Source organism: Bariatricus sp. HCP28S3_A7 (assembly GCF_052066375.1).
Lineage (GTDB): Bacteria > Bacillota > Clostridia > Lachnospirales > Lachnospiraceae > Allocoprococcus.
Window position 1 is genome coordinate 38,124 of sequence record NZ_JBQHSG010000002.1, and the last position, 24,652, is coordinate 62,775.

Annotated in this window: 21 protein-coding genes; 4 read left to right on the top strand and 17 right to left on the bottom strand. The window is 44.7% G+C overall.

Annotated features, from left to right (window positions below; all coding sequences use genetic code 11):
- Positions 1 to 5: 5 nt before the first annotated feature.
- The 10 genes from recJ to ACTNA4_RS01630 form a co-directional block, all read right to left on the bottom strand.
- On the bottom strand, positions 6 to 1,787 hold the full coding sequence (gene recJ / locus ACTNA4_RS01585; RefSeq protein WP_441028253.1) for a single-stranded-DNA-specific exonuclease RecJ: 1,782 nt from the start codon (positions 1,785 to 1,787) through the stop codon (positions 6 to 8).
- A gap of 90 nt (positions 1,788 to 1,877) precedes the next feature.
- The gene (secD, locus tag ACTNA4_RS01590; protein ID WP_441017771.1) at positions 1,878 to 4,052 is read right to left on the bottom strand and encodes a protein translocase subunit SecD; all 2,175 of its coding nucleotides are present in this window, start codon (positions 4,050 to 4,052) and stop codon (positions 1,878 to 1,880) included.
- A 3-nt stretch (positions 4,053 to 4,055) separates the two neighbouring features.
- A complete protein-coding gene (scfB, locus tag ACTNA4_RS01595) occupies positions 4,056 to 5,456 on the bottom strand; it encodes a thioether cross-link-forming SCIFF peptide maturase (RefSeq protein WP_441028255.1) in 1,401 nt (466 codons plus the stop codon).
- 90 nt (positions 5,457 to 5,546) lie between these two features.
- Positions 5,547 to 5,690 (bottom strand): six-cysteine ranthipeptide SCIFF, encoded by a 144-nt coding sequence (gene scfA, locus ACTNA4_RS01600; RefSeq protein WP_008369659.1) that lies wholly within the window; start codon positions 5,688 to 5,690, stop codon positions 5,547 to 5,549.
- Positions 5,691 to 5,779: 89 nt separating this feature from the next.
- The gene (locus tag ACTNA4_RS01605) at positions 5,780 to 6,151 is read right to left on the bottom strand and encodes a TIGR04086 family membrane protein (RefSeq protein WP_427807141.1); all 372 of its coding nucleotides are present in this window, start codon (positions 6,149 to 6,151) and stop codon (positions 5,780 to 5,782) included.
- Between the two features lie 392 nt (positions 6,152 to 6,543).
- Positions 6,544 to 7,188 carry a pyroglutamyl-peptidase I gene (pcp, locus tag ACTNA4_RS01610; protein WP_441028257.1) on the bottom strand — a complete coding sequence of 215 codons (645 nt, stop codon included), beginning with the start codon at positions 7,186 to 7,188 and terminating at the stop codon, positions 6,544 to 6,546.
- A 78-nt stretch (positions 7,189 to 7,266) separates the two neighbouring features.
- Positions 7,267 to 8,256 carry a peptidase gene (locus ACTNA4_RS01615; protein WP_441028259.1) on the bottom strand — a complete coding sequence of 330 codons (990 nt, stop codon included), beginning with the start codon at positions 8,254 to 8,256 and terminating at the stop codon, positions 7,267 to 7,269.
- 27 nt (positions 8,257 to 8,283) lie between these two features.
- Positions 8,284 to 9,237 carry a DUF979 domain-containing protein gene (locus ACTNA4_RS01620; RefSeq protein ID WP_427807138.1) on the bottom strand — a complete coding sequence of 318 codons (954 nt, stop codon included), beginning with the start codon at positions 9,235 to 9,237 and terminating at the stop codon, positions 8,284 to 8,286.
- 13 nt (positions 9,238 to 9,250) lie between these two features.
- Positions 9,251 to 9,946: a 5-oxoproline transporter, DUF969 family subunit gene (locus tag ACTNA4_RS01625; RefSeq protein ID WP_441028261.1), complete on the bottom strand. Its 696-nt coding sequence runs from the start codon at positions 9,944 to 9,946 to the stop codon at positions 9,251 to 9,253.
- 26 nt (positions 9,947 to 9,972) lie between these two features.
- Positions 9,973 to 13,236, bottom strand: a complete 3,264-nt coding sequence (locus tag ACTNA4_RS01630; RefSeq protein ID WP_441028263.1) for a M14 family metallopeptidase — start codon at positions 13,234 to 13,236, stop codon at positions 9,973 to 9,975.
- Between the two features lie 234 nt (positions 13,237 to 13,470).
- Here ACTNA4_RS01630 and ACTNA4_RS01635 point away from each other — a divergent pair, with 234 nt between their 5' ends.
- Positions 13,471 to 14,058 (top strand): TetR/AcrR family transcriptional regulator, encoded by a 588-nt coding sequence (locus ACTNA4_RS01635; protein WP_441028265.1) that lies wholly within the window; start codon positions 13,471 to 13,473, stop codon positions 14,056 to 14,058.
- A gap of 80 nt (positions 14,059 to 14,138) precedes the next feature.
- Here ACTNA4_RS01635 and ACTNA4_RS01640 read toward each other — a convergent pair whose 3' ends face one another.
- Both ACTNA4_RS01640 and ACTNA4_RS01645 read right to left on the bottom strand, forming a co-directional pair.
- A complete protein-coding gene (locus ACTNA4_RS01640) occupies positions 14,139 to 15,893 on the bottom strand; it encodes an ABC transporter ATP-binding protein (RefSeq protein ID WP_441028267.1) in 1,755 nt (584 codons plus the stop codon).
- 4 nt (positions 15,894 to 15,897) lie between these two features.
- Entirely contained in the window at positions 15,898 to 17,634 is a 1,737-nt protein-coding gene (locus ACTNA4_RS01645; protein WP_441028269.1) for an ABC transporter ATP-binding protein, read from the bottom strand.
- 384 nt (positions 17,635 to 18,018) lie between these two features.
- On the opposite strand from ACTNA4_RS01645, the gene ACTNA4_RS01650 reads away from it, so the two are divergent.
- From ACTNA4_RS01650 to spoVT, 3 genes are all read left to right on the top strand, one after another.
- Positions 18,019 to 18,840, top strand: a complete 822-nt coding sequence (locus ACTNA4_RS01650; protein ID WP_441028271.1) for a hypothetical protein — start codon at positions 18,019 to 18,021, stop codon at positions 18,838 to 18,840.
- Complete coding sequence (locus ACTNA4_RS01655; protein WP_441028273.1) at positions 18,818 to 19,633, top strand: hypothetical protein; 816 nt, start codon at positions 18,818 to 18,820, stop codon at positions 19,631 to 19,633. The genes ACTNA4_RS01650 and ACTNA4_RS01655 overlap by 23 nt, the downstream gene beginning before the upstream one ends.
- Positions 19,634 to 19,785: 152 nt before the next feature.
- Positions 19,786 to 20,334: a stage V sporulation protein T gene (gene spoVT / locus ACTNA4_RS01660; protein WP_441028275.1), complete on the top strand. Its 549-nt coding sequence runs from the start codon at positions 19,786 to 19,788 to the stop codon at positions 20,332 to 20,334.
- A 21-nt stretch (positions 20,335 to 20,355) separates the two neighbouring features.
- Here spoVT and ACTNA4_RS01665 read toward each other — a convergent pair whose 3' ends face one another.
- The 5 genes from ACTNA4_RS01665 to glsA are packed head-to-tail and all read right to left on the bottom strand — an operon-like array spanning position 20,356 to position 24,486.
- The gene (locus ACTNA4_RS01665) at positions 20,356 to 20,598 is read right to left on the bottom strand and encodes a hypothetical protein (RefSeq protein ID WP_441028277.1); all 243 of its coding nucleotides are present in this window, start codon (positions 20,596 to 20,598) and stop codon (positions 20,356 to 20,358) included.
- 17 nt (positions 20,599 to 20,615) lie between these two features.
- Complete coding sequence (locus tag ACTNA4_RS01670; RefSeq protein WP_441028279.1) at positions 20,616 to 21,971, bottom strand: CapA family protein; 1,356 nt, start codon at positions 21,969 to 21,971, stop codon at positions 20,616 to 20,618.
- Between the two features lie 2 nt (positions 21,972 to 21,973).
- Complete coding sequence (locus ACTNA4_RS01675) at positions 21,974 to 22,630, bottom strand: YkgJ family cysteine cluster protein (RefSeq protein WP_427807122.1); 657 nt, start codon at positions 22,628 to 22,630, stop codon at positions 21,974 to 21,976.
- Between the two features lie 7 nt (positions 22,631 to 22,637).
- Positions 22,638 to 23,531 (bottom strand): radical SAM protein, encoded by an 894-nt coding sequence (locus ACTNA4_RS01680; protein ID WP_427807121.1) that lies wholly within the window; start codon positions 23,529 to 23,531, stop codon positions 22,638 to 22,640.
- A 31-nt stretch (positions 23,532 to 23,562) separates the two neighbouring features.
- The gene (gene glsA, locus ACTNA4_RS01685; RefSeq protein WP_427807119.1) at positions 23,563 to 24,486 is read right to left on the bottom strand and encodes a glutaminase A; all 924 of its coding nucleotides are present in this window, start codon (positions 24,484 to 24,486) and stop codon (positions 23,563 to 23,565) included.
- Positions 24,487 to 24,652: the final 166 nt, after the last annotated feature.

Genomic DNA, 24,652 nt, shown 5'->3' on the forward strand with positions numbered 1-24,652 from the left:
AAAATCTATTTATAATTTTGAATCACAATCTGTGGAGTTTTTATTCCCTGGTATTCATTGATATCGGGATAATATGTAAATGCCATTTCGATTCCCTTCTCTGCGCGGTTTCTTGGCACATTCATGCCGCTCAGCATATCCTGATATGCCCGATCCCCGAACTTCTGTTTTATATAATTCAAAAAGCCTTCTATATCACCGAAATACATTGCATCGATCCCGGTTCCGTTCGTATCTTCCACGCGAAGTTTCAACACATTCCGATTTTTTCCCAGGATCCGCGCTCCAAGAACATGTACTTTTCGTTCTGCAAACAGCGGCTTCGCGTTAGCCTTTCCGAATGGTTCCAGAACCTTTATATCTCCGACAAATTTCTCCGTCACCGCAGAAAAAGGAAGCTGCATATCAATCTGTATCTTTTCCACGAGGTCTTCCTCTGATAGCTGTGATTTCCGGTTGATCTCCTGGCGGAACTGCTCCAGATTCTCTTCCGGAAGCGAGAGACCTGCCGCCATCTTATGTCCGCCAAACCGCGTCAGAAGATGCGCACAGCGATTCAATCCTTCATACATGTGCCATGTCTCAATTGATCGACCGGATCCTTTCAGCCCTTCCTGAGCGCGGGTCAGGACAAACACCGGTCGGTAATATTTCTCCCTGACTCTTCCTGCCACGATTCCCGCAAGACTCTCATGACACTGCGGAAGATAGATTACCAGAACATCATCATCCCGGATCTCCGTATTCTCAACCTGAATAAACGCTTCCTCCACCGCCTGGGCCGTCATGTCCTTTCTGCTGTCATTCAAAGCCTTCAAATCCCCTGCCAGCACATCTGCCTCTTTCTGCGTTCTTGCTTCCAAAAGCTCCAGCGCCCGCTTCGCTGTATCCAGACGGCCGCTTGCATTCATGCACGGTCCCAGGACAAATCCAATATGATAGGTATTCAGGTTCGCAGCATTGACTCCTGTACATTCAATCAGCGCTTTTAATCCCTTATTCTTCGTACGCTTCAGCATTTCCAGGCCCTGCTTTACGAAAATACGATTTTCATCCACGAGATCCACCACATCTCCAACCGTGGCAATGGCGACATTTTCCATCAAATAATCCAACTCACATACATCACTGTCCATTGCTTCTGCCAATGCTTCCACAAGCTTATAGGCGACTGCAGCTCCGCAGAGACCTTTAAATGGATACAGACAATCCGCTCTTTTGGGATCAACAACCGCATCCGCCTCCGGGAGAAGATATGCTCTTTCGCCTTCCTCTTCGCGATAAGGTACTTCATGATGATCTGTCACAACCACCGTCATCCCCATGCTTTTTGCATAAGCTATTTCTTCTGCCGCCGCAATCCCATTGTCGCAGGTCACAATGGTGTCAACATCCGCGTCAAGTGCCCGGTCGATCAGGTGGCGATTTAATCCATATCCGTCTTTCATTCGATCCGGAATATCACTGTCCACATCAGCTCCCAGATAACGGAACCCTTCCAGGAGAATGTAGGTCGACTGTATTCCGTCTATGTCATAATCCCCGATAACACGGATACGCTTTCCTGCCCGGATCCGCTCCACAAGGACATTGACAGCCTTATCCATATCCTTCATCAGCATTCCATCATAGAGATCCGCAATCGTTCCGTTCAAATATTTCGCAATCGCCTCATCCCCGATGACATCTCTGTTTCGAATCAGTGAAGCGATTCGCGGACTGATATGAAATTTCTCACTGATATGTGCAAAATCCGCACCTTTTCTCAAAAGTACCCAGTTTTCCATCTTATCGTTTCCTTTCAATCTTATCCTGATATATGGAAAAGGTGTCGGAAAACTCCAACACCTTTTCTCTATCAAATTTCATAATACAATTTATTTTTTCTTCTTTCCGCCTGCCGGAACTTCTTTCTTCTTCCATTTGGTCTTCATCATATACCACAGGGCTCCTGTGATGCATACAGAAGAATATCCGCCGCATACGATACCTACCATCAGAGGGCTTGCGAATTCCTTAATCGAACTTACGCCCAGGATGTAGATCACTGCAACCATGACAAAGGTAGTGAGTGAAGTATAAATACTTCTGGTAAGTGTATTGGTGATACTCTTATTTACTACGTCTGCCAGGCTTTCATCCCGTTTCTTCAAATGTATTTCTTCACGGATACGGTCGAATATAACGATCGTCGCATTGATGGAGTATCCGACAATAGTAAGCATACATGCGATGAATGTATTTCCTACGGAGACTCTTGCCACTGCGTAGAAAGCCAGTACTACAAGAACATCGTGCAAAAGTGCAATAACCGCGCTGGTTGCGAAACGGATGTCTTTGAAACGGAACCAGATGTAGATCAGCATACAGATCGTAGCGATAATTACCGCGATGATCGCATCCGTTCTCATCTCTTTGCTGACAGTAGAACTGATATTTTCTGCTGTAATCAGAGATTCATCTACTCCGAATTTATCTACAAGTGCCTGATTCAACGCTTCTCTCTGTTCCAGATCCAATGTCGTAGTCTTAATGATCACCTGTGTGCTGTCTTTCACCTTCTGCGTCTGAACATTCTTATCGCCGGTCACCTCTTCTACAACCGGTACGATGAGAGAATCAATTTCCTTGATATCATAATCTTCATTGAAGGTCACATTGGTAGCCGTACCACCCTTAAATTCCAAGCTGTAATTCAGAGCGCCGTTTCCGCCTGCTGACTGCACACCCATTGTAATCAGGCCAACCGCAATGACTGCAATCGAAATTGCGAAACAAAGATTCTTTTTGCCAAGGAAATTGAATACCTTTGTCTCTTTCTTCTTTTTTGCATAGAATTTCTCATCACGGATTCCAATTGCATAGAAGGAAAATACAATTACTCGAGTGATCACAAGTGCTGTGAACATGGAAATCACGATACCAAGAGCAAGTGTCTGAGCAAATCCTTTGACAGAACCGGAGCCCTTAAGTCCCAGTACGATTGCCGCGATCAAAGTAGTCACGTTACCATCCACGATCGCGGACATTGCCTTCTTAAATCCGTTTCTGAGTGATGATCTCACACTCACTCCGGCAGCAATCTCTTCCCTCACACGCGCGAAGATAATAACATTCGCATCAACTGCCATACCGATACCGAGGATAATACCCGCGATTCCAGGAAGAGTCAGTGTAATGTCAAATGCGTTCAAAAGTACAATGACCAGTCCTGTATAAATGAGAAGTGCAAGTCCTGCAGCAAAACCAGGAAGCAGGTATACAATACACATGAAGATAAAGACTAACGCAAGACCGATCGCTCCTGCTTTCAAGCTTGTACTGATTGCTTCCTCACCAAGCTGTGCCCCCACTACATTGGAACGGAGTTCTTCCAGTTCCAGCTTCAGTCCACCGATTCGGATCGTTGAAGCAAGTGTGTCAGCTTCCTCATAATCTGCCATACCTTCGATGACAGCCTGTCCATTTTCAATCACAGAATTAACCACCGGTGCACTGATCGTTTCGCCATCATAAACAATGGCGATCTGCTTTCCAAGATTTTCTTCCGTTGCCTTTGCAAATTTCTCTGCGCCTTCGTCCGTAAGCTCCAGAGCCACAACATACTCATTATTCTTTGTCGTGCTGTTCTGCTGAGTCTGTGCCTGAGCACTCTTCACATCAGAACCACTTAATACGACTTCTCCGTTCGGATCCTGGAATTCCAGTGAGCCCGGTTTTCCGAGTTCTTCCAGAACAGTATTTGCATCGGAAACACCCGGAATCTCAATGCTGATCCGGTCATCGCCTTCCTGATAAACAGAAGCCTCTGTACTGTACTGTTCCACACGTTTCTGTAATTTGTAGATGGTATCTGCCATCTCTTCTTTGGTCGGATTCTTGTCCTTTGCCTGATAGGTAATGCTGACACCGCCGGCAAGATCAAGACCCAGGTTAATGTTCTTTGCTGCACCGGAATGTGAGGATCCGAATCCCTGAGCACAGGTAAATCCAAGCAGTCCCATAAGTGCAGCGATCAGAACAAGGCTGATAATCCCTTTACTTTTCTTCATGTCCTACTTCCTTTCTTCTGCCAAAGCAGCCTTTATCATGATTGCACATTCTACCCGCTTACGCTCCATCTCGCATCCGATGTCATAGGAGTCGTTCAGACCGCCTGCATATTTATATGCATTCGCCATACAGCCTCCGCTGCAATAGAATCTGGCAAAACATTTCTTGCATTTTTCCTTGGTATATACATTACAGCACCGGAATGCGTCCGCAATCTCCGGTTTTGTAATTCCTTCATCCACATTTCCCATCAGGAAATCTTCATCTCCGACAAACTGATGGCACGGATAGAGATCGCCCCACGGAGTTACCGACAAATACTCTGTTCCGGATCCGCATCCGGACAATCTCTTATACAGGCACGGTCCGCCTTCCAGATCGATCATAAAATGGAAGAAATTAAAGCCTTCGCCCTTTCTTTCCTTCTCAATCACGAACTGCGCCAGCTTATCATATTCTTCAAAAATCTTCGGCAGATCCTCTTCACGGATCGCATACGGATCCGAAGCATCCCCGACAACCGGTTCGATGGACATCTGTTTGAACCCAAGCTCTGCAAAATGCTTTACATCCTCGGAGAAGTCCAGATTATTTCTGGTAAATGTTCCCCGGATATAGTAACGCTCCTGATTTCTGGAATCCGCAAGTTTCTGGAATTTCGGCACGATCAGATCATAACTGCCCTTCCCGTTTCGGAACGGTCTCATACGGTCATTGACTTCTTTTCTTCCGTCGAGACTCATGACCACGTTATCCATCTCTTTATTGATAAACTCCTGGATCTCATCATTCAGCAGAACACCATTCGTCGTCACTGTAAAACGAAAATGCTTATTATGTATCTTCTCCTGTTCTCTTCCGTATGCAACAAGCTCCTTGACAACCTGCCAGTTCATCAGCGGTTCCCCGCCGAAGAAATCCACTTCCAGATTACGTCTGCTGCCCGAATTGGCAATCAGGAAATCCAGGGCTTTCTTTCCCACTTCAAAGCTCATCATGGCTCTTCTTCCATGATATTCTCCTTCTTCTGCAAAGCAGTATCTGCATGCCAGATTGCAGTCATGCGCAATATGCAGGCACATTGCCTTCACAACCGTCTTGCGTTTCACGACCTCACCGATGAGCGGCTCATAAGTATCCTTCACAAATAACTGCCCCGACTCCGTGAGTTCTGTCACATCCTCTAATATTTCTCTTAATTCTTCTTCCGGATATTTATCCTTCAGCTCCGCTTTCACTGCCTCCCAGGTCTCATCCTGACGAAGCGTCTCGGCTGTCTGGTTCTCATTCCTTGCATTCAGACATGCAATCACGTCATATGCTGCCTGATCCACCGTATGAACGCATCCGCTGTTGATATCCATCACGATCAAATATCCGTTATTCTGGTACTGATGAATCACAACCGGTACCCCTTTCTAATTTGTTTTCCATAACGCCAATAGACAGCGGCTTTTAGCCGCTGCCTTGATTCATACTAAGATAAAATTCTCTTATTTGCTGTGCTCACAAGTCTGATTTCCTACGGTACAGGATGTCTTACAAGCAGACTGGCAAGATGTCTGGCATTCTCCACATCCGCCTTTTTTTACTGTATTGTTCAGAGTCTGTGTATTCAATGTCTTAATATGCTTCATTGCAATCTCCTCCTTACTTTTCACTATGCACTATAGTATATCACAACACCCTTGACAGCGTCAACGTCAAAGTGTTACAAGTTTTCTTCTCATGAGAGCATACCTCCCAGCATCCCCCCCGCCACACAAAGTGCAAATGAAACCAGCATACTGCTTCCTCCCTGGATTGTGCGGTATACACCGATTGAAATCATGAGAAGCAGTGCAAAATACAGGATTCCGATCAGAGTCCCCCACAGGAACCGCCTCGTTCCTGCCAGCTTGCCTGCTATCATTCCTCCGATAAAAGCAGATACCAGATACACGATCAGGATTCCGATCTCTACTTTCTTCTCATCCAGTCCAAACTTATACAGCAAAAACGTCAGAAGCAAAAGAAGCAGGGCTGTCACGATATAAGAAGCAAGCAATGCCTTCAGTATTTGAATCGGTTTGATCACAGAATTCACTTTCTTTTCCATGTTCTGTTCCTCCTTATCTAAAACATGTGTATGCAGATAAGTTTAAAATCAGAACGAAAAGCTGTTTCTAATCGTACAGGAACTTTACATAAATGATGGATTGTTGTCGGAGCAGACATATCACAGAACACACCGTTGAGCATCTCTCTTTTTTCCGTTTTATTATCCCTTTTAGGGTTCTTCAATATTTATTACAAATGTTTACCTGGGTATTTGGGCAATAATACCGGATAATAGTTCTGCCTTGCGAGTGAACTATGGCAATTAGTATTATCATAAATCAAGTTTAGAATAAGGTCAGCTGCAGTCTTTCCCTATGTAAAAAGGAATGCCCACCATCCGGTAAGCATTCCTCTGATAATTCCATATTTTCTGCCAGAATGATTCTTTTCCTAATGGGTCGTTCCCATTGCTTCTTCAATGTCTTCTGTATTGTTTACAGTAGCCTCAATCGCATATTCAAGGCACTTCGCAATCATTTCCAGAGACATGAACGGAGTTCCGTTCGGCTTATCGACCACCTGCTCAGTAGCAAATGGTACATGAATAAATCCGGCACGAATGTTGGTATATTTTGTTGCTGCCATATGAAGTACGTTATACATCACACAGTTGCATACATAGGTTCCTGCTGTATAGGAAATATGGCAGGGGATTCCATGATCACGGATGTTCTTTACAATTGCCTTCACCGGAATCGTCGCAAAATATGCCGGTGCGCCGTCCACCTGAAGCGGTTCATCCATAGGCTGCTCTCCGGCATTATCCGGAATACGCGCTTCTGCAAGGTTCACTCCCACCTGTTCGATGGTAACACAAGAGCGACCGCCTGCCTGTCCGACATTGATGACAACGTCCGGCTGATATTTCTGGATCCCTGCTTCTACAGCCGGACCACTCTTTGAAAACACCGTCGGAATCTCCAGTTTAATGATCTCTGCCCCCGCGATCGTATCCGGCAATAATTTTACTGCCTCATATGCAGGATTTACTTTTTCTCCCCCAAACGGGTCAAAACCTGTTACTAATACCTTCATGTTCGTTTCCTCCTTACGACTTTTTCTGACCATTGACAAAAAGTTCCGCATGCGGAACTTTTTGTACCACCGCCGGCACTAATATACCACCGGTTCTGGTATGATAATCTTCCCTTGCTGCATAATCTGTCTATTATCAGTATAAATGTCCGGTTCCAGACACACAAGGTCAAAATGACCATTTGCGTTCTGCTTGCCTCCCAGCGCCAGATTCCTTCCCAGGCCAATATGAAAAGTTCCGTATGCCGATTCGTCTTCGATATAACAATTTCCCAGACACCGGGAATAAGAATTCAGACCAATCCCAAATTCTCCTCCGATATAGATTCTCGGATCCCTGTATTCTTCCATATAGTCTTTCAGTTTTATGCCGGTATGCGTTTCTTCTATATCTGTTATCCGCCCCTCGTGAAACAGAATCCGGGTCGGCTCATTTGCACGCCCTATATAACCGAGAGAACCGTCCAGCATCATAACGCCTTCTGTCTTCGTCTCCTCGATCGGAACGTATACCTCAATGCTGGCAGAAGAATATCCTTTTCCATCTTTGATCACACCGTTGAAGAAGCCCGGATTCCGGTTTTCTTTATACATGACCAGATCCGTTCCCGCCGATGTCGTCACATGGATTTTTTCAGAACTGCGAAGGTATTTCATGATCACCTTCGCCATCAGACGGCTTTTCTTCGTATCCATCGTCATGAAATCATATTCCAGCATGGATCTGCCATCATTTGTAGAAAGCGGGAGGGACAGGAACTTCTTGTGCTTCTGAATCGCACGTTTTGCCGCTTTTGTGGTCACAAGTGAATAATCGGTCGCAGCGATTATGGCCGTATACGGGTCGAACACTTCCTCATTCGTGTCAAAAAATACCCCTACCAGCCTTCCTGCATCTTCCACAGTCAGCGTATTGACCGATCTTGCTCTTCCGATCGCACATTTCCGCAGCATTCTCGCTTCCGGCAAATGCTCTCTTGTCGTCACGATCAGCAGCTTGTCCCACGGCTTTACCCGGACCCAGTCACAAATCACAATTTGGGCTCCCCGCTCCATATCCCGATTCATCTTTCCATCATCCTTTTTCGTAAATGCTTATTTGAATAAGATCATATAGCAGATCTGGAATACCAGCATGATCATAGCTATAAGAACCTGATTCTTAATAACACCCCAGCGATCCTTCATATTCAGAATAGCAACCGGAACGATATTGAAGTTTGCAGCCATAGGTGTACAGAGCGTTCCACAATATCCGCATGTAAGAGCAAGCATACCGATTATAACCGGATTTGCTCCATAAGCAAGTACGAACGGTGCGCCGATACCAACTGTCATAACTGTGATCGCTGCAAATGCGTTACCCATGATCATAGTAAATAATACCATACCTACTGCATATACAATAATACCTAAATTTACATTTCCCTTCGGAACGATATTTTCTACGATACCCGCAATCACTTCGCCGACACCTGCTGCAGTGAACACGCCACCCAGACATCCAAGAAGCTGAGGAAGCATACAGAGAGGTCCCATCAGAGAAAGGAAACGCTCTGATTCTTTCAAAAATACATCCGGTTTGTTTTCAGACGGATTGTAAACCATCAGAATGATAACAGCTACTAATGTACCGAGTGTTACTGCAAGCATGGAACTGATATTGGTAAACAAAGCCATGCAAAGTGAGAAGATACCAACGCAGACAGCCGGGAAGAAGATCTTCATACCAACTTTCTTGTACTGCTTCTGTGTATATTCTTTGGTCGGAACTTCTGCTTTTCCGACTTTTACCTTCTTGAAGATCGGCGGGATACACATGATAATAACCAGTGCACCGGAAACCTTCGCCGGCAGCCATGTACCAAATGCACACACGATACCGAATGAACACCAGAAAACGGCTGTTCCGATTCTGGAAGGATTTTCTTTGTCAAGTAAGTTCTTAATACCTGCGTAAATTGTAACAAGTCCGATTATGATCCAAACGATATTAACCAGATTTGTGTTTAAAGTAGGGTCAATCTGAATAAATTTTAAAGCACTCATTTATGTCTCCTCCCTATTTCTTTGTTGTCTTTGCTGAATTGCCATAGTATTTCTGCTGCATTTTCTTATCCTTGATCACTACAAATGCACATGCAAGGATCAAAGCAAAGATTGCAACCGGAATTTCTGTTACAGCAAGATCGATCAGTTCTACTTCGTATCCGAGTCCGGCTAATGTAGTCTGTACAAGAATACCGCCGGCTCCACCTACAAAGAGCACCTGGAAGAAGAACCATGTAACGTTTTCCATTGCAGATGCCATACCTTTTACCTCTTCAATATGTTCCTCTGTTGCTTTGTTTCCGCCATTTTCAATCGCAGCTTCTGCCATTGGAAGAACAACCGGACGGATGAATCCGGCAACACCACCGAATCCTACGTTGAACGCTCCGAAGATACCACGCATGATACCGTATGCAGCAACAACCTTACCTGCAGTAACACCTTTCACCTTCTTAATCAGGTCTGCAGCTGCCTCACGTAGTCCGTTTCTCTCCAGTACACCGGTTACCAGAAGAATCATGATGAAAATTGCCATACTTCTGTTGGCAACAAAGTTTGTTCCAATTGTTTCCAAAAGTCCACCGATTCCAAGACCTCCCACAAGACCTGTTGTGATCAGTGCAAGGAAAATAATGAGGATTGAATCCAATTTCAGCGCAAATCCTACAATTACGATTAAAACGCCAAGTAATTTGATGAGTTCCATAGAAATCTCCTCCTTTAGAATATATTTTATTTATTTTTTCCAGATCCGCCGACAATCATTGGCCGTAATCGACAGTATCTGGCAAAAACCGCATTGTCACGTAAGCCGCAATCACAGTCGAAGACATTCTCTGCCTTCATAAGCATCTGCAGTGTCGCTTCGTCATGAGCCACATGAGCCCGGGCGCATAAATTCAAGTATTCTCCCTGTGCCGTCTCATCCGCCACTTCACTTGTGTAAGCAACCGTGGTGATCCATGGGAAACGGATCGACGGATACCGATGAGTCGGATCCGACGCAAACGGGATCCAGTAATTGATCATATTTTTATAGTAATTTGCCGGGAAAAGCTTCGGCATCCATGCATGTGCATATTTTTCAAACTGCGCACTCCACTCGAGATTCCATCTCGTCATCTCTTCATCCTCGGCAATCTTGTCTGCGATCACATCTTCCATCTCTTTGTTCACTGGATAATTATCCTTGTATTCCGGATTGGTAACATACCAGAAATATCCATACAGCAGAGATCTCGGAAGCCAGAATCCTTTGTAGGAAGGTGAAGTATAACCTGAAAACTGCTGTTCCCACTCATGGCTCGGTACACCGTGATTATCTACGATCATATCCGGCACAAATTTTTCAAACAACCGTGTCAGTCCCATCGCTTCACTATGTATCGTATCCGGGCGGAAACTCTCATAATAAAATTCTTTACCAATTGAATTAAATCTTGCCACATGCAGTTTCCAGTTTGGATGTTCCTTCTGAAGCTCGTAATGAATTGCAGCGCCATCCACATTTTCCATCGGAACAAGTACCAGGTTCAGCTTCTCGGGAAGATCCCTGTAAATATCTTCCGTCAACAGTTTCTTCAAAAGAATCAGGGAAGCATTCGTACTGGACACCTCGTTTGCATGATGGCGGGCATTGATAACCTCACTCGGGCATCTGGTCAGCCGCTTCGTCATAGACAGATATCCCTTGTACTCTGGTTTAAGCCAGATCGCATATACTTCTCTTCCGGCATAAGATGCCGCTGTACGGAACACATCGATTCCTTCTACCTGCTTTAATTCTTCAATAATCTCACAATAGGTATCATAACCAATCAGTTCCTGTTCATGCAGGTCAATCTCGGTAATCTTCTTCACCGGGCGGTCTTTTTTTTCAGGGACTGCCGCTTCGTAGCTGTGTCCGTTTTCATCCCGGAGTACAATACAATAACATGGATCCAAACGATTCGCAAGATCAAGAATGCCTTTATCAAAAAGCTCGGCATAAGCAGAAAGTACCATTTCCGGAACGCCTTCTGTTCGAATCAAAAGTTCCAACCGGTCTCCGCACATCCGTATACGTTCTGCCCATACCTGTACATCTTCTCTGTTCTTCTGTGAAACCACTTCATTACCTTCACACAGAATGCAAGCCGATTCCCGCAGCTGCTCATAAAGCGTCACTTTAAATACCGGTGCTCCTTCCCGGTTATGGATCTCAGGAAGGATCAGTCCCGGTGCATCCAGCATGACATCTGCTCTTTGTACGCCGTAATTCTTAAAATAGTCACTTCCGACAAAATACATATCTTCATGCAGCGCATCCAGAGAGGAAATCAGATCTTCTCTGCTCCCGGTTCTGTAATCCGGCTCACTTACCGTAACATCCAGCGAAAGTTTATGGAAGAACGGCTGCAGATCAGAACGGATTTCTCCGCCAGTCTTCTTCTCGATATATCTGCGGCAGTCAGGCAGCACTTCTGCCTGATAGATATCCCAAACTTCTTCCAGATCTGTCTTGATCTCTTCGGAAAGCTTTTCTTCTCCATTTACCCACACCCGGACATAACCGGTCGCCGGATGAACCTTTCCCATCTGCGGATATTCATCCATATACGGACGTTCCTCATAATGTACCAGATACCGGAATTCACGACTTTCTTCTCCCGCAGCAACACGGCAGAGATAGGTGATATTCTCATCACCTTCGTACGGAAGGAACACCACATCCTCACATGCGATTCCCAGTTTTTCTGTGATGATATCCTCAATCGGATAAAGCTCCTGCAAATAGCGGATCGGAAGGTCATACCATTTATCCGGATTATCGGCCTTCAAATTATGATAAGACGGTGTTGCACCGTTCTCATCAAGCCACTCGGTCTGCCCTTCCGGAAGAAACGGTTTGAAATAAATCTCAACCTTTGTCGTATCTACCTTTGCAGCTTCCGGAATGACAACTTCTTCCATCCACGAAAATCCCTGCTTGTAAGCACAGATCAGCTGCGCCTGTTCCAGCACTGCTCCTTTTTCTTCAAGATGTTTCGCTACATCTGCAACGATCCTGCTGCGCACTTTTTTGTCCTCACTGAGCGCGCCTTCGATTCTGACCCGATCTCCGCATCCGATGCATGGATAGATCTTCTCTTCCAGAACCTTTGTAAATGTATCCACTTCCCACGGAAGCTCATATACTTTTTCATAGACCTTGCGGCCGGATTTATAATTGTAAAATACAGAATCCGGGAATTGTTCTTTCTGTTGATCGGTAATCTCCGGAGATCCATACAGTTCATATGCTCCCGGCTCCGTCTGCTCATACGCGCTCAGATAGGCGAGCTGTCCGTCTGCATTTCTCAAAGCGAAATCATCCGCCATATCCATCAGCACATCCCGCCAGCTTCTCCATGCATCGACAACCGGGAATTTCTCACAGACAAGGGCGGACAGCTTCTCCAGTTCTTCGCCGCGTCCTCTTACATACAGGCGAACCGCATTCTCTTCCTGCTCCACTGCCATCTCTGCACTCTTGGCATCTTCAAACACGATCGCATTCCCCTGATAGGTCTCATCTGCAAGGATCTTGCCCTCATAGGCAGTGGTCTCCATTCCCAGACGAAATGCAATGTTACACGCCGCCGTGATCATAGACAGATCCGCTTCCTTGGGCAGGATTATCCGAACATCCAACTTGTCCGGCAGAAAGTCATAATCCTCATCTTTCAGGAACTCCCCGGTTCCAAACAGAGTCTCAAGACCTTTCTTCTTTCGGAAATCAGTATCAAAAATCGGTCCTTCTTTCTTTGCCGGCAGATATCCTTCCGGTGCTGCTTTGGCTTCCAGTCTCCATAAAGCGGTCAGTTCGTCTTCGGTTCCCGGAACCTCGATTTCTCCGTCCAGTGCCGCTATCGGAAATTCTGCTGTCTCCGTCTGGAATCCATAAAGCAATGCTGCCTCAATGGCTAGCTGTTTCTCCTTCCATTCCATGGAATGCTCCAACCTCAATCTCTTCATCCCGCAACCTCCTCGCAGTCAAAATAGTACCGAATTCCGTACTGCGTTCTCTTTTTTGATTTTATCATTGTAACAGAGATATGAAATTAAGTCAAGTAAAGCCTTTTTTTACCACTGTTTTTGTGCATTTTTGCCAATTAGCTTGAAATTTGCGTTTTTACTATGTTATGATATGGAAGCTAATATTTTTACTTTCGAATTAGCATCCAATTCTTTACAAAAGAGAGACGTATTATGAGAAAACCGTACAAAAGTAAAACAAAAGAAAAAATTATGCAGGCTGCGTGGGAGCTTTTCTATGAACAGGGCTACGAAGAAACAACCATTTCACAGATTATCGAGAAATCCGGGACCTCACGCAGCGCCTTTTATCATCACTTTCACGGAAAAGAAGAACTTCTTTTTTCGGTCGCTTATACTTATGACATAATCTACGAAGACTGGCAGAAGCAAAATCTGGATTCCTCTCTTCATTCCGTGGAAAAACTGAAAATATTTAATGTATTCGTTATGCGTTCCGTTGAGGATTCCCCATATCGAAGTTTTTATCCTACCCTTTACGGACTCCAGGTCATGACAAGTGGAATGCGCCATATTCTGAATCCTGACAGAAAATATTATCAGATCATGCGTTCCCTGGTGAAAGACGGACTGGAATCCGGCGAGATCACCTCGCCCCATTCTTATACCACTCTGGCAGACATGATCTGTGGTTTCCAGATCGGTCTTACCTATAACTGGTGTCTTCAGCAGCAGCGTTATTCCCTTCTGGAATATGCACAGACGATCATGGATCCATTTTTCGAATCACTGATATCCTGATTCATTTGATTTATTATGCATAGAAACAAAAAGAGGAAACCTCCGCTCACAACTTGCGTGTTTCCCCTTTTTTATTTCTTCTATACACCTGCAAACTGACTGTAATACAGCTGATGATAGAATCCGCCTTTCCGGATCAGTTCTTCATGATTTCCCTGTTCCACGATCTTACCGTCTCTCATGACCAGGATTACATCCGCTTCACGGATCGTGGATAATCGGTGTGCAACGATGAAACTGGTCCTTCCCTCCATCAGACGTGCAAATGCCTTCTGGATCTGCACTTCGGTTCTGGTATCAATGGAAGAAGTCGCCTCATCCAGAATCAGCATCGGCGGTCTGCAGAGCATAACACGGGTGATGCAGAGCAGCTGCTTCTGTCCCTGCGACAGGCTTCCGCCGTCCTCCGTGATCCAGGTATCATACCCCTTCGGAAGACGTTTGATAAAACTGTGCGCATGGGATGCTTTGGCTGCCTCGATGATCTCTTCCTCCGTCGTATCCGGCTTCCCCATAATAATATTGTCGCGAATCGTGCCGGTCTTCAGCCAGGTATCCTGAAGCACCATACCGTATCCTGCGCGAAGACTTCTTCTGGTCACTTCCCGGATATCTTCTCCTTCCACACAGATTTTTCCTCCGGTCACATCATAGAAACGCATCAGCAGGTTGATCAGCGTGGTTTTCCCGCACCCGGTCGGTCCCACAATTGCTACTTTTTGTCCCGGTCTTACTTTCAGGCTGAAATGTTCGATCAGCTTCTGTTCCGGTACATAAGAGAATGACACATCCTCAAGACGGACATTTCCTTTGATATCTGTCAACACTTCTGCATGTTCTTTTTCCGGAATCTGTGGTTCTTCCTCAATGAGATCAAAGATTCTCTGCGCACAGGCAATCGCATTCTGCAGTTCTGTGATCACTCCGGATATCTCATTGAACGGTTTCGTATACTGGTTCGCATAACTGAGGAAGCAGGATAACTGACCAACAGTCAGCGACCCGTTCAGTACCGCAAATGCTCCCGTAATTCCCACACCGGTATACACCAGGCTGTTAACAAATCTGGTGGCCGGATTCGTGATGGATGAGAAAAATGTTGCCTTCAACGAGCAGTCTTTCAGTCTTTCGTTGATCTCGTCGAACTGTTCGACCACCTTATCGCCCTGTCCAAAAGCCTGCACCACTTTCTGATTCCCGATCATCTCATCGATCAGCCCCGTCTGTTCTCCTCTTGTCTCAGACTGAAGCTTGAACATGGTAAATGTACGACTCGCGATAAAGTTTGCCACCAGGAAAGATACCGGCGTGATCAGCACAACCACCAACGTGATCTTCACATTTACAGAAAGCATAAATCCCAGCGTCCCGACGATCGTTGCCACTCCGGTAAACAACTGTGTGAATCCCATCAAAAGCCCATCTGCAAATTGATCCACATCGGCAATAACACGGCTCACGATTTCACCGTAAGCATGCCCATCAATATATTTCAGTGGTAGAATCTCTATTTTCTTAAATGCTTCATTTCGAATATCCTGGACTACCTGATAGGTCATCTTATTATTGCAGATACTCATGATCCACTGTGCCAGTGCCGTGATCAATACGCAGACACCGATCTGCAGCATCACCAGGAAAACTCCTGTAAAATTAACCTGCCCCTTGGTTATGATATAGTCCACCGCCTTACCCGATAGCTTCGGAATATACAAAGTCAGTGCGACGGTCAAGGCAGCAAGGAAAATGGAGATCACAACAAAAATCCGGTATTTTCCAAGATAACGAAATACTTTTTTCAATGTTTCCGACTGTTTTTTCTTCTTATCTTCCACCTGCTTACGCCTCCTTCTCTTTCGGGAACTGTGAATAATAGATTTCCTGATAAGCAGGACAATTCTCCAGAAGCTCCCTGTGGGTTCCGACGCCTGCCAGCTCTCCGTCATCCAGCACCAGAATCTGATCCGCATACTGGATGGAAGACGCTCTCTGGGATACGATGAACACCGTAGGCTGCTCTTTCATTTCCCGGATCGCCTTTCTTAATTTTGCATCCGTCGCAAAATCCAGTGCCGATGCACTGTCGTCCAAAATCAAAATCTCCGGCTTCTTCACCAGTGCTCTGGCAATCGTCAGACGCTGTTTCTGTCCGCCGGAAAGGTTCCGCCCGCTCTGCTCGATTTTAAAATTTAAACCTTCTTTTTTCGAATCCACAAATTCCTTCGCCTGCGAAATCTCAAGCGCTTCTTCAATCTCCGCATCGGTTGCATCTTCTTTTCCCCAACGGATGTTCGCTCCGATCGTACCTTTGAACAGAACAGCTTTCTGAAGGACCATACCGACCCGTTCCCGCAGGGAATCCATCTGATACTCTTTTACATTCCGGCCGTCGATGCGGATCTCCCCCCGGGTCGCATCATAAAACCGCGGAATCAGATTTACCAGAGACGATTTCCCGGAACCGGTACCTCCGATAATTCCGATCGTCTGTCCCTGATATGCTTTAAAAGAAATATCGCTTAAAGACTCCGCACCTGCACCCTGGTACGTAAGCGAAACATGCTCAAATTCCACTCTCGGGATCTGTTTTTCATCCGAATCCGCCTTCCACACAAGCGTTCCGTCCTGCATATCCGGCTTTTCTTCAAACACGCTCTGGATCCGGTTCGCACACGCCAGTGCTTTCGTGATCGAAATGATCAGATTCGCAAGCTTCACCAGTTCCACCAGAATCTGGGACATATAGTTGAGCAGCGCCACAACCTGACCCTGCGTCAGTTCCCCGATATTGACCCGGACCGCACCGGTGTATATAAGCACGATCACCGCCCCGTTGATCACAATATAAGTAAGCGGATTCATCAGTCCCGAAATACTTCCGACAAACTTCTGTGCCCTGGTGAGAAGCTGATTATTCTCCTCAAACCGGCGTTTTTCATCCTCTTCTTTGTTAAATGCCCGAATCACTCTCGCCCCCGTCAGATTCTCTCTCGTCACCAGAAGGACCTGATCCAGATGCGCCTGCACCTTCTTATAGAGCGGCATCGTCATCAGCATGATGGAAAATACGATCACAGCAAGCAGCGGAATCGCTACTACAAACACAAGAGCCGCTTTGATATCGATCATAAACGCCATGATCATCGCCCCAAAAACAATGAACGGGGAACGAAGCAGCAGACGAAGCGTCAGATTCAGCCCGGACTGCACCTGATTCAAGTCACTCGTCATCCGGGTGATAAGGGTCGATGTCCCAATCGTATCCATCTCCGAAAATGTAAACTTCTGCACATGCGCAAATAGCGCATGTCTCACCTCCGCCGCAAATCCGGTTGCCGCCTTCGCCGCAAAATACTGCGCCGTGATCGAACAGGTCAGTCCGATGATTCCAAGCGCGATCAGAAGCAGGCACATCCGCACGATGTAGCTCTGATCACTTCTGGCGATTCCTTTGTCGATCACCGCCGCCATGACAAGCGGCACAAACAAATCAAATAACGCTTCCAGCATCTTAAACAAAGGCGCCAGAACCGTTTCCTTCTTATAGTTTTTCAAATATATCATAAGAGATCTCATAGTCTTCTCTCCTCTCAACCTCATTTTCTCCAGATTTTGTATTGATTATATTCTGTTTCTTTAAATCCGTGTTCTATGATACCACAAACCGGGCGAGATAGGAATGGGCATTTTGATTTGATTGTCAAATGCATTTGCTCAATCCTGCTGAAGAATGTACAGAGATTTATTTCTAAACAGGAGAAGGCACAAAACTGATACTGAGGGGGAAAAAAGAATCTACCAGTAATTGGGAAAGTCCCGAGTAGTAATCATAAAAAAACTGATTTTATTTATAATTTCCCGAAAATGAATAATACTATTATTAACAAATTATTTTTATTTGACGTGCGTCAAATAAAAATATATAATAATACTAAAATACTGAATTTGGAGATGACGAGCATGCAGCAAAAAGTAATTGTAGAGAAGCAAGATCTTACATATCTCAAATGGTCCCATGCAAGAAATTCCAGTGGTACAGCCGGAACATTTTTAAAATCCCAATCAGTGGTATCCGGAGAAAAAATATACTATAAATTATCAGGTTTTGACAGTGAAAAGGGAATTGTTGGTCATGAATGCGTGAATGAAATCATTGTAGATCGTTTGCTTACCATTTTAGGGGTAGAACATTTAGAATATCAGCTTATACATGCTGATATAGAGATAGATGGAAAAGTCTATGATACATGGTTATGTGCATCAAAAGATTTTAAAAAACGAGGAGAAACAAAATCTGCACTGGATAATTTCTATCAAATTAATAAAATATCTAATGAATCTCATTATGAATTTTGTGTTAATAATGGATGGAAAAAATACATTGATACTATGTTAGCGATAGATTATCTGATATTAAACCGAGATCGTCATGGTGCTAATATAGAAGTACTACGAAATGGACGTAAACATACGATAAGGATTGCACCGCTATTTGACCACGGCTTATCCTTCTTATGTTCCTGTTACAGTGATGAGGAAATAGAAAAGTTTGATATATTGGATGATAAACCATGTCAGAATTTCATTGGCAGCCGTTCAACTTTTGAAAACTTAAGTTATATTACAAATAAAAATACTATATTTAAATCAAAATTAAAACCACAGGACAAAGAAATATTATTCTCAGATTTGTCATCTGTACTTTCCGAGACACATTTGAAAAAGATATGGGATATGCTCTGGGCAAGGTGGTGTGTATATGAAAAGTTATGCAATTTATGATGGAGATCTGGATAGGGGATCTGCTATTGGTTATCTGTTTTATTATGAAAAATCACAAAGCTTTATAATAGAATTATGTGAGGATTTAGGCGAATGGGATGCCCCCTTACTGTTTCAGGGGTTAGTCAGGAAAAAAATATATACAGTTTCTGAAGACATCAGTCTTATGTGGGTAAAGGAAAGAGTGATTCCAAGTGGAAGACAAAATATTGGAAGCATTCTGAAGAATTACAAATTGAAAGAATATAGCGAGATGGCTCTTTTAAGTTTGTCAAAGGGAAGATGCTCTCAGGATAACTGCTATATTGAGGAAATCTCAGAAACAGATATTCCAGAAAATATCAAAGAAAGAATGCGCAAGAATGTACGGGAATGCTTTCCGACAGAAGACAAACAGCTCGTATGCATGTTTAATGACAATACTGTAAGAAAAGTGGATCTGACAAAGCTTGTTGATAAATATATGGATATTTCATATGTCTTAAAGAATAGAAAATTGCTTGACAGTGTGAAAGTGGGTGTTGGTGGTTACAGCGTTGTTTTCAATGAGTCTATTAAAATACAAGTTTCCGATTTGAGAGCAATCGGTCTGTTATTGCCCTTGACAGCAAATGATTTTCATAATTTTGTATATAGGAATGTAGTAAATACAACGAAAGCCTGTGATACATTACAGTGTTCGAGACAAAATTTGTCTTATTTGGTTAAAGAAGAAAAAATAAAGCCGGTTATTTGCGGAAGTAAAGAAAAACTATATCTTAAAGGGGAAATTGAAAGGGTTCTGAATGATTAAAAACCGACCATGCACATGACAGAATCAGAGTTCTTTCACTTTCTTCAAACGCCTTCATTTTTTACAAGCGCATAAAATTCCTCCTATTTACAAATACTATGGAAAGAAACGGAAAGTAAATTCAAAAGATACTGTTAATGGAGGATTTTATTATGAAAGCAACCGGAATTGTAAGACGAATTGATGACCTCGGTCGTGTTGTAATTCCCAAAGAAATCCGCCGCACTCTAAGAATTCGGGAATGCGACCCTTTGGAAATATTTACAGACCGCAAAGGTGAGATTATTTTAAAAAAATATTCTCCAATCGGAGAACTTAGTACATTTGCAAAACAATATGCGGAAAGTCTGGCACAGACGCTGGGATACCTTGTATGTGTAACTGATATGGATCAGGTGATTGCTGCCGGAGGACCGGGAAAAAAGGAATTTCTTGAGCAATCGATTACCCGTCAGCTAAGTGAGGCAATTGCAAAACGCCAGCAGTTTCTCTCCTTCGCAGGAGAAAAGAATTTTACAAGAATTATAACGGCACAGCCGGAGGAATACGATAGTCAGGTCATCAGCCCGATCATTTGTGAAGGAGATGCCATCGGATCGATCGCCATCCTTGCCAAAGAAGGGAAAAAAAAATTGGGTGACACGGAATTAAAAATGGCGCAATGCGCGGCCGGGTTTTTGGGAAGACAGATGGAGCAATAATAAAATTGCTCCATCTTCCTTCTATTTTATATCGTCTTCATCAAATTCACACACCACATAGAACCCCCGCGGAGTCTCCTTCACATCCACAACTTTTCCTTTCTTTGACTGAAGTCGTTCCCAGGATCTGAAGTTGGCGCTCATCGCCACAGCCGGTTCGATTGTATAATAAAAATAGGCTGCGACCTTTCCTTCCGTGACATCCACCTCCTGCCCTGCTTCCACAAGTCCGGGACGTTCCATTTTGAATTCCATTTGTCTCATAGACATCACTCCTCTTTCTATTTTGCCGCAATCGGGAGGGCTGCCTCAATCTTTGCCGCTCCTTCTCCAATGATTGCATTAGTCCGCGCCAGGGATTGCTTCGCCTCTGTCTCGATTCCCAGATCTGCCGTCTCTTTCAGCAAAGTCTCCATATCATTCAATGGTAAGATATAATAATTCGGATTATCGCTGCTGCCTGACTTGTACACCCACGTCGGTATAAACTCCATGCCCGTAAGGGAAACCTGACCATAGTCTGATTTTTCAAGTATCAGTTCCACCATCAGCCCGTCTTCTGTATGTCCCTCGGGAGCAAAATCAATCCGTTCTTTTCTCTGGTCTGATAAATGATTTCCCAGAGAGTAGACGCATACCATCTGATGGGTTCCTGCTTCATTTGTGAGAAGATCTACCGGCTGTACCACATGCGGATGCCCGCCGATCAGCGCATCGATTCCCAGTTCACAAAGCTCTTTTGCAATATTTTGCTGACGTTCATTTTCCGTTGTTTCGTACTCTGTTCCCCAGTGCAGATAGGCGATTGTGTATTCTACGCCTTGCGTTTCCAGTTCTTGGAGGCCTTCTTCGATCTCGCTGTAAAGATAATGTTCCAACCCTCCGTAATTAAAGGTATTGATCCGCTGCGCATCTTCATCGCTGACCGGAATCGAGTTGATGGATATCTCCTGACCATCAACGCTTCCTGAATCAAATACATAGTTAAAGATTCCGATTTTAATTCCGTCAATTTCTGTTACATAATAGTTTTTTTCAGAAGTATCTTTGCGCACTCCGGTGTAAAGCAGATGATTCTCTTCCATCGCCTGAATGGTTTGCATCAATCCTGTCGTCTGATTATCATAAATATGGTTATTCGCCAACAGGCACAAATCAACATAATTATCAGAAAGTGCTGTTGCAATCGCCTCCGGAGATTTGAATCTTGGGTAGGCCGTGTAGTCGCCATCCGCAATTGTTGTCTCGAAATTCACAACTGCAAGATCCGCCGCCTCATACTCACCGGCTATATATTTGAAAACGGAATGGTAATCATATGTGCCGTCTTCATGCAGATACTGATTCGATACCAGCATTGGATCATGCATCATGATATCACCCGACGTCAGAATCGTGGAAGACTCTTTTTGAATGACCTCTTCTGATACGACAGGCTGGCTTTCCTGATTTTCTTTTGTGTCCTCTCGAAAGAAAAGGAACCGAACGAGACTGACCGCTCCGACAATAAGCAGGATGAAGATCAGAAGCATTCCGGCCAGTACCCCGAGCCGGATCATTTTTTTGATCCGCCGGCGGCGTCTTCGCTGCTTACGCTGCTCTATTTTCTTTCTTCTCATGTATTCTTCTTTTGTCATATCTACTCCAATCCCAGTTCTTCATAACCTCTGGCCAGCCTTTTTGCAAACTGTGTATAGAAATTCTCAGCCTCCTCATATGGAGAAAGATAAAATTGCTGCAGTATGTACATACTGACCGCCTTTTGCTCTTCCGGATTCTCGGAAACATATTTTTCAAGTGCAAGAAGAAAATTATGCCAGTCATTTACGAATGCTTCATACGATTTCAGATCCGGTGTATCGATCCATTTTTTCACTTTGACCTTGGAACGGTTTTCCTTGCGGCATTCGTTCACCTGAAGAAAATACCTGAATCCTCCGTTTTCATAATAACGCCCGAGCGGGAACAGCCGGCAGATTCCCGGACGGATGGGATGAATGCAGCAGCGCCCCTCTTCGTTCAGAAAGCCGCATTTTTCTTCCACCATTTTCAGATTTGGAAGAATCAGGCCGTCCACGACATTCAACTCCACGTTTTCGGACAGCAGTTCCTCGAACGTCATCTGAAGTCCACATGCAAGACGATTGACATCCAACGGGTCCAGTACGATCGATGTCCCCATGCCCCTGCAGCAAGCCGAACATCCCTCACAATCGCCGCAATCTGCCTTTACCATATCATTGCTCCCGTACAATTTCCCATCGGAAATTTCGTTCATATTCACTTGCCTTTTCATCTTTCTTTTATACCCCTTCCAGTGTAAATGGAGGGATGAAGCTTTCTTTTGCCGTCTCTCCCTCCTGAATAAATGCCTGTTCAATCCCCAGCGAGATCGCATAATCCACCAGCCGTTCATAAGCATGATCCGGCACCTTCCGCGCCAGTTCCGGATAGCGTTCCTGATCCAGTGCCTCCACCGGAGTATACTGATTCATCAGACTGAGATAAATCCGGTTCCCATAAGTCTGATACAGATATTCCACGATCCGCTTTGCATCCGCAAGACATCCCGGCAGGAGCAGATGGCGCACAATCACGCCCTTTCTCATGATCCCCCGCTCATCAAACTCAGGGGAGCCTGCCTGTCTTACCATCTCGGCAACTGCTGCCTTCGCCACGTCCGGATAGTCTTCCGCCATCGAATATTTCTTCGCATGCAATGGATTTAAATACTTAAAATCCGGCAGAAACACGTCTACATAACCTTCCAGCATTTTCAGTGTCTCCTGCCGCTCATACCCGCCGGAATTCCACACAATGGGAAGCTTCATCCCCTCATTCTTGGCTAGATCCAGTGCCCGGATGATCTGCGGCGCGAAATGTCCCGGCGTCACGAGATTGATATTATTTGCTCCCTTCTCATTCAGCTCATGAAAAATGTCCGCCAGCCTTCTTACAGATATGATCTTTCCCACCTCTCCATCGGAAATGACGTGGTTCTGGCAGAACACACACCGGAGCGTGCAGCCGGTAAAAAAAACCGTTCCGGAACCATTTTCTCCGGAAATGCACGGTTCTTCCCACATATGAAGCGCCGCCCGCGCGACTCTGATTTCTGACGTTTCACCGCAGAAACCCTTTATTCCATTTTCCCTGTCCGCCCCGCATCTTCTGGGACAAAGTTCACACACTGCCATAATTCCTTATCCTATATTCCACTTTTTGCGCTTATACCAAATGATTCGCCTCAAACATATGAAGCCTTAGTTTCTCCGATATTTCTCTGAGCACATACTGCCCCGCGACACTGTTTCCTTTCTCATCAAGTGCAGGTCCGAATATTCCGATTCCCATCCGCTTATCCGCAACCGACAGAATTCCGCCGCCAACTCCGCTTTTGGACGGTACGCCTACTTCCACAGCAAATTTCCCGGAACCGTCATACATCCCACAAGTCAGCATGATCGTTTTCACTGTCCTCACTACATTGCTGGCGAGCAGCCTTTTCCCTGTGACAGGATGAATCCCATCTGATGCCAATACAAGGCCGAAGCCTGCCAGACTTGCCGCTGTTACACTCAGCGAACACATTTTCACATAAAAGTCTATTGTCTCCTCAACACTGTTTTCCAGAATTCCTTTGCTTTCAAGCAAATATGCGATTGCTTTATTTCTTGAAATATGATTCATCTCTGACTGATATACCTTCTCATCCAGCACAATCTTATCGTCCAGACAAAGTATCTTTGTAAAATCAAGCATTTCTTCAAAGTTCACAAGGGAAACCAGATAATTCGTAACCGCAATCGCTCCGGAATTGATCATCGGATTAAAAGGATGATCACTCGTCAGATCCAATTTTATCAGTGAATTGAATGCGTCCCCCGACGGTTCCATCCCGACACGTGCAAAAACTTTCTCGAATCCGCATTTCTCCAATGCAACTGCGAGTGTAATAACCTTTGATATACTCTGGATCGTAAATCTTACATCTGAATCTCCGCTCTGCCAACGTTTTCCTTCTTTTGTAAATACACATACCCCAAGATAATCCTTATTGACTCTTCCCAATTCAGGAATATAATCCGCCGTCTTCCCCATCGACGTCAGATCTCTGCCTTCCCGAACGGCATCATCCAGTATCTTCTGCATTTTGTTTTCCTCTCTTTATACATTATTTTAGAAGCTTCTGTGATTGCTTCAGACATACCTTATCATGGAACATTTTCCCTCCTACATTATATTAGTTGTAATGCCCGGGTGTCAATCATCTCCAAATGATTTGATTATCGCGCATATTTCCTCTGGTATTTTTTTC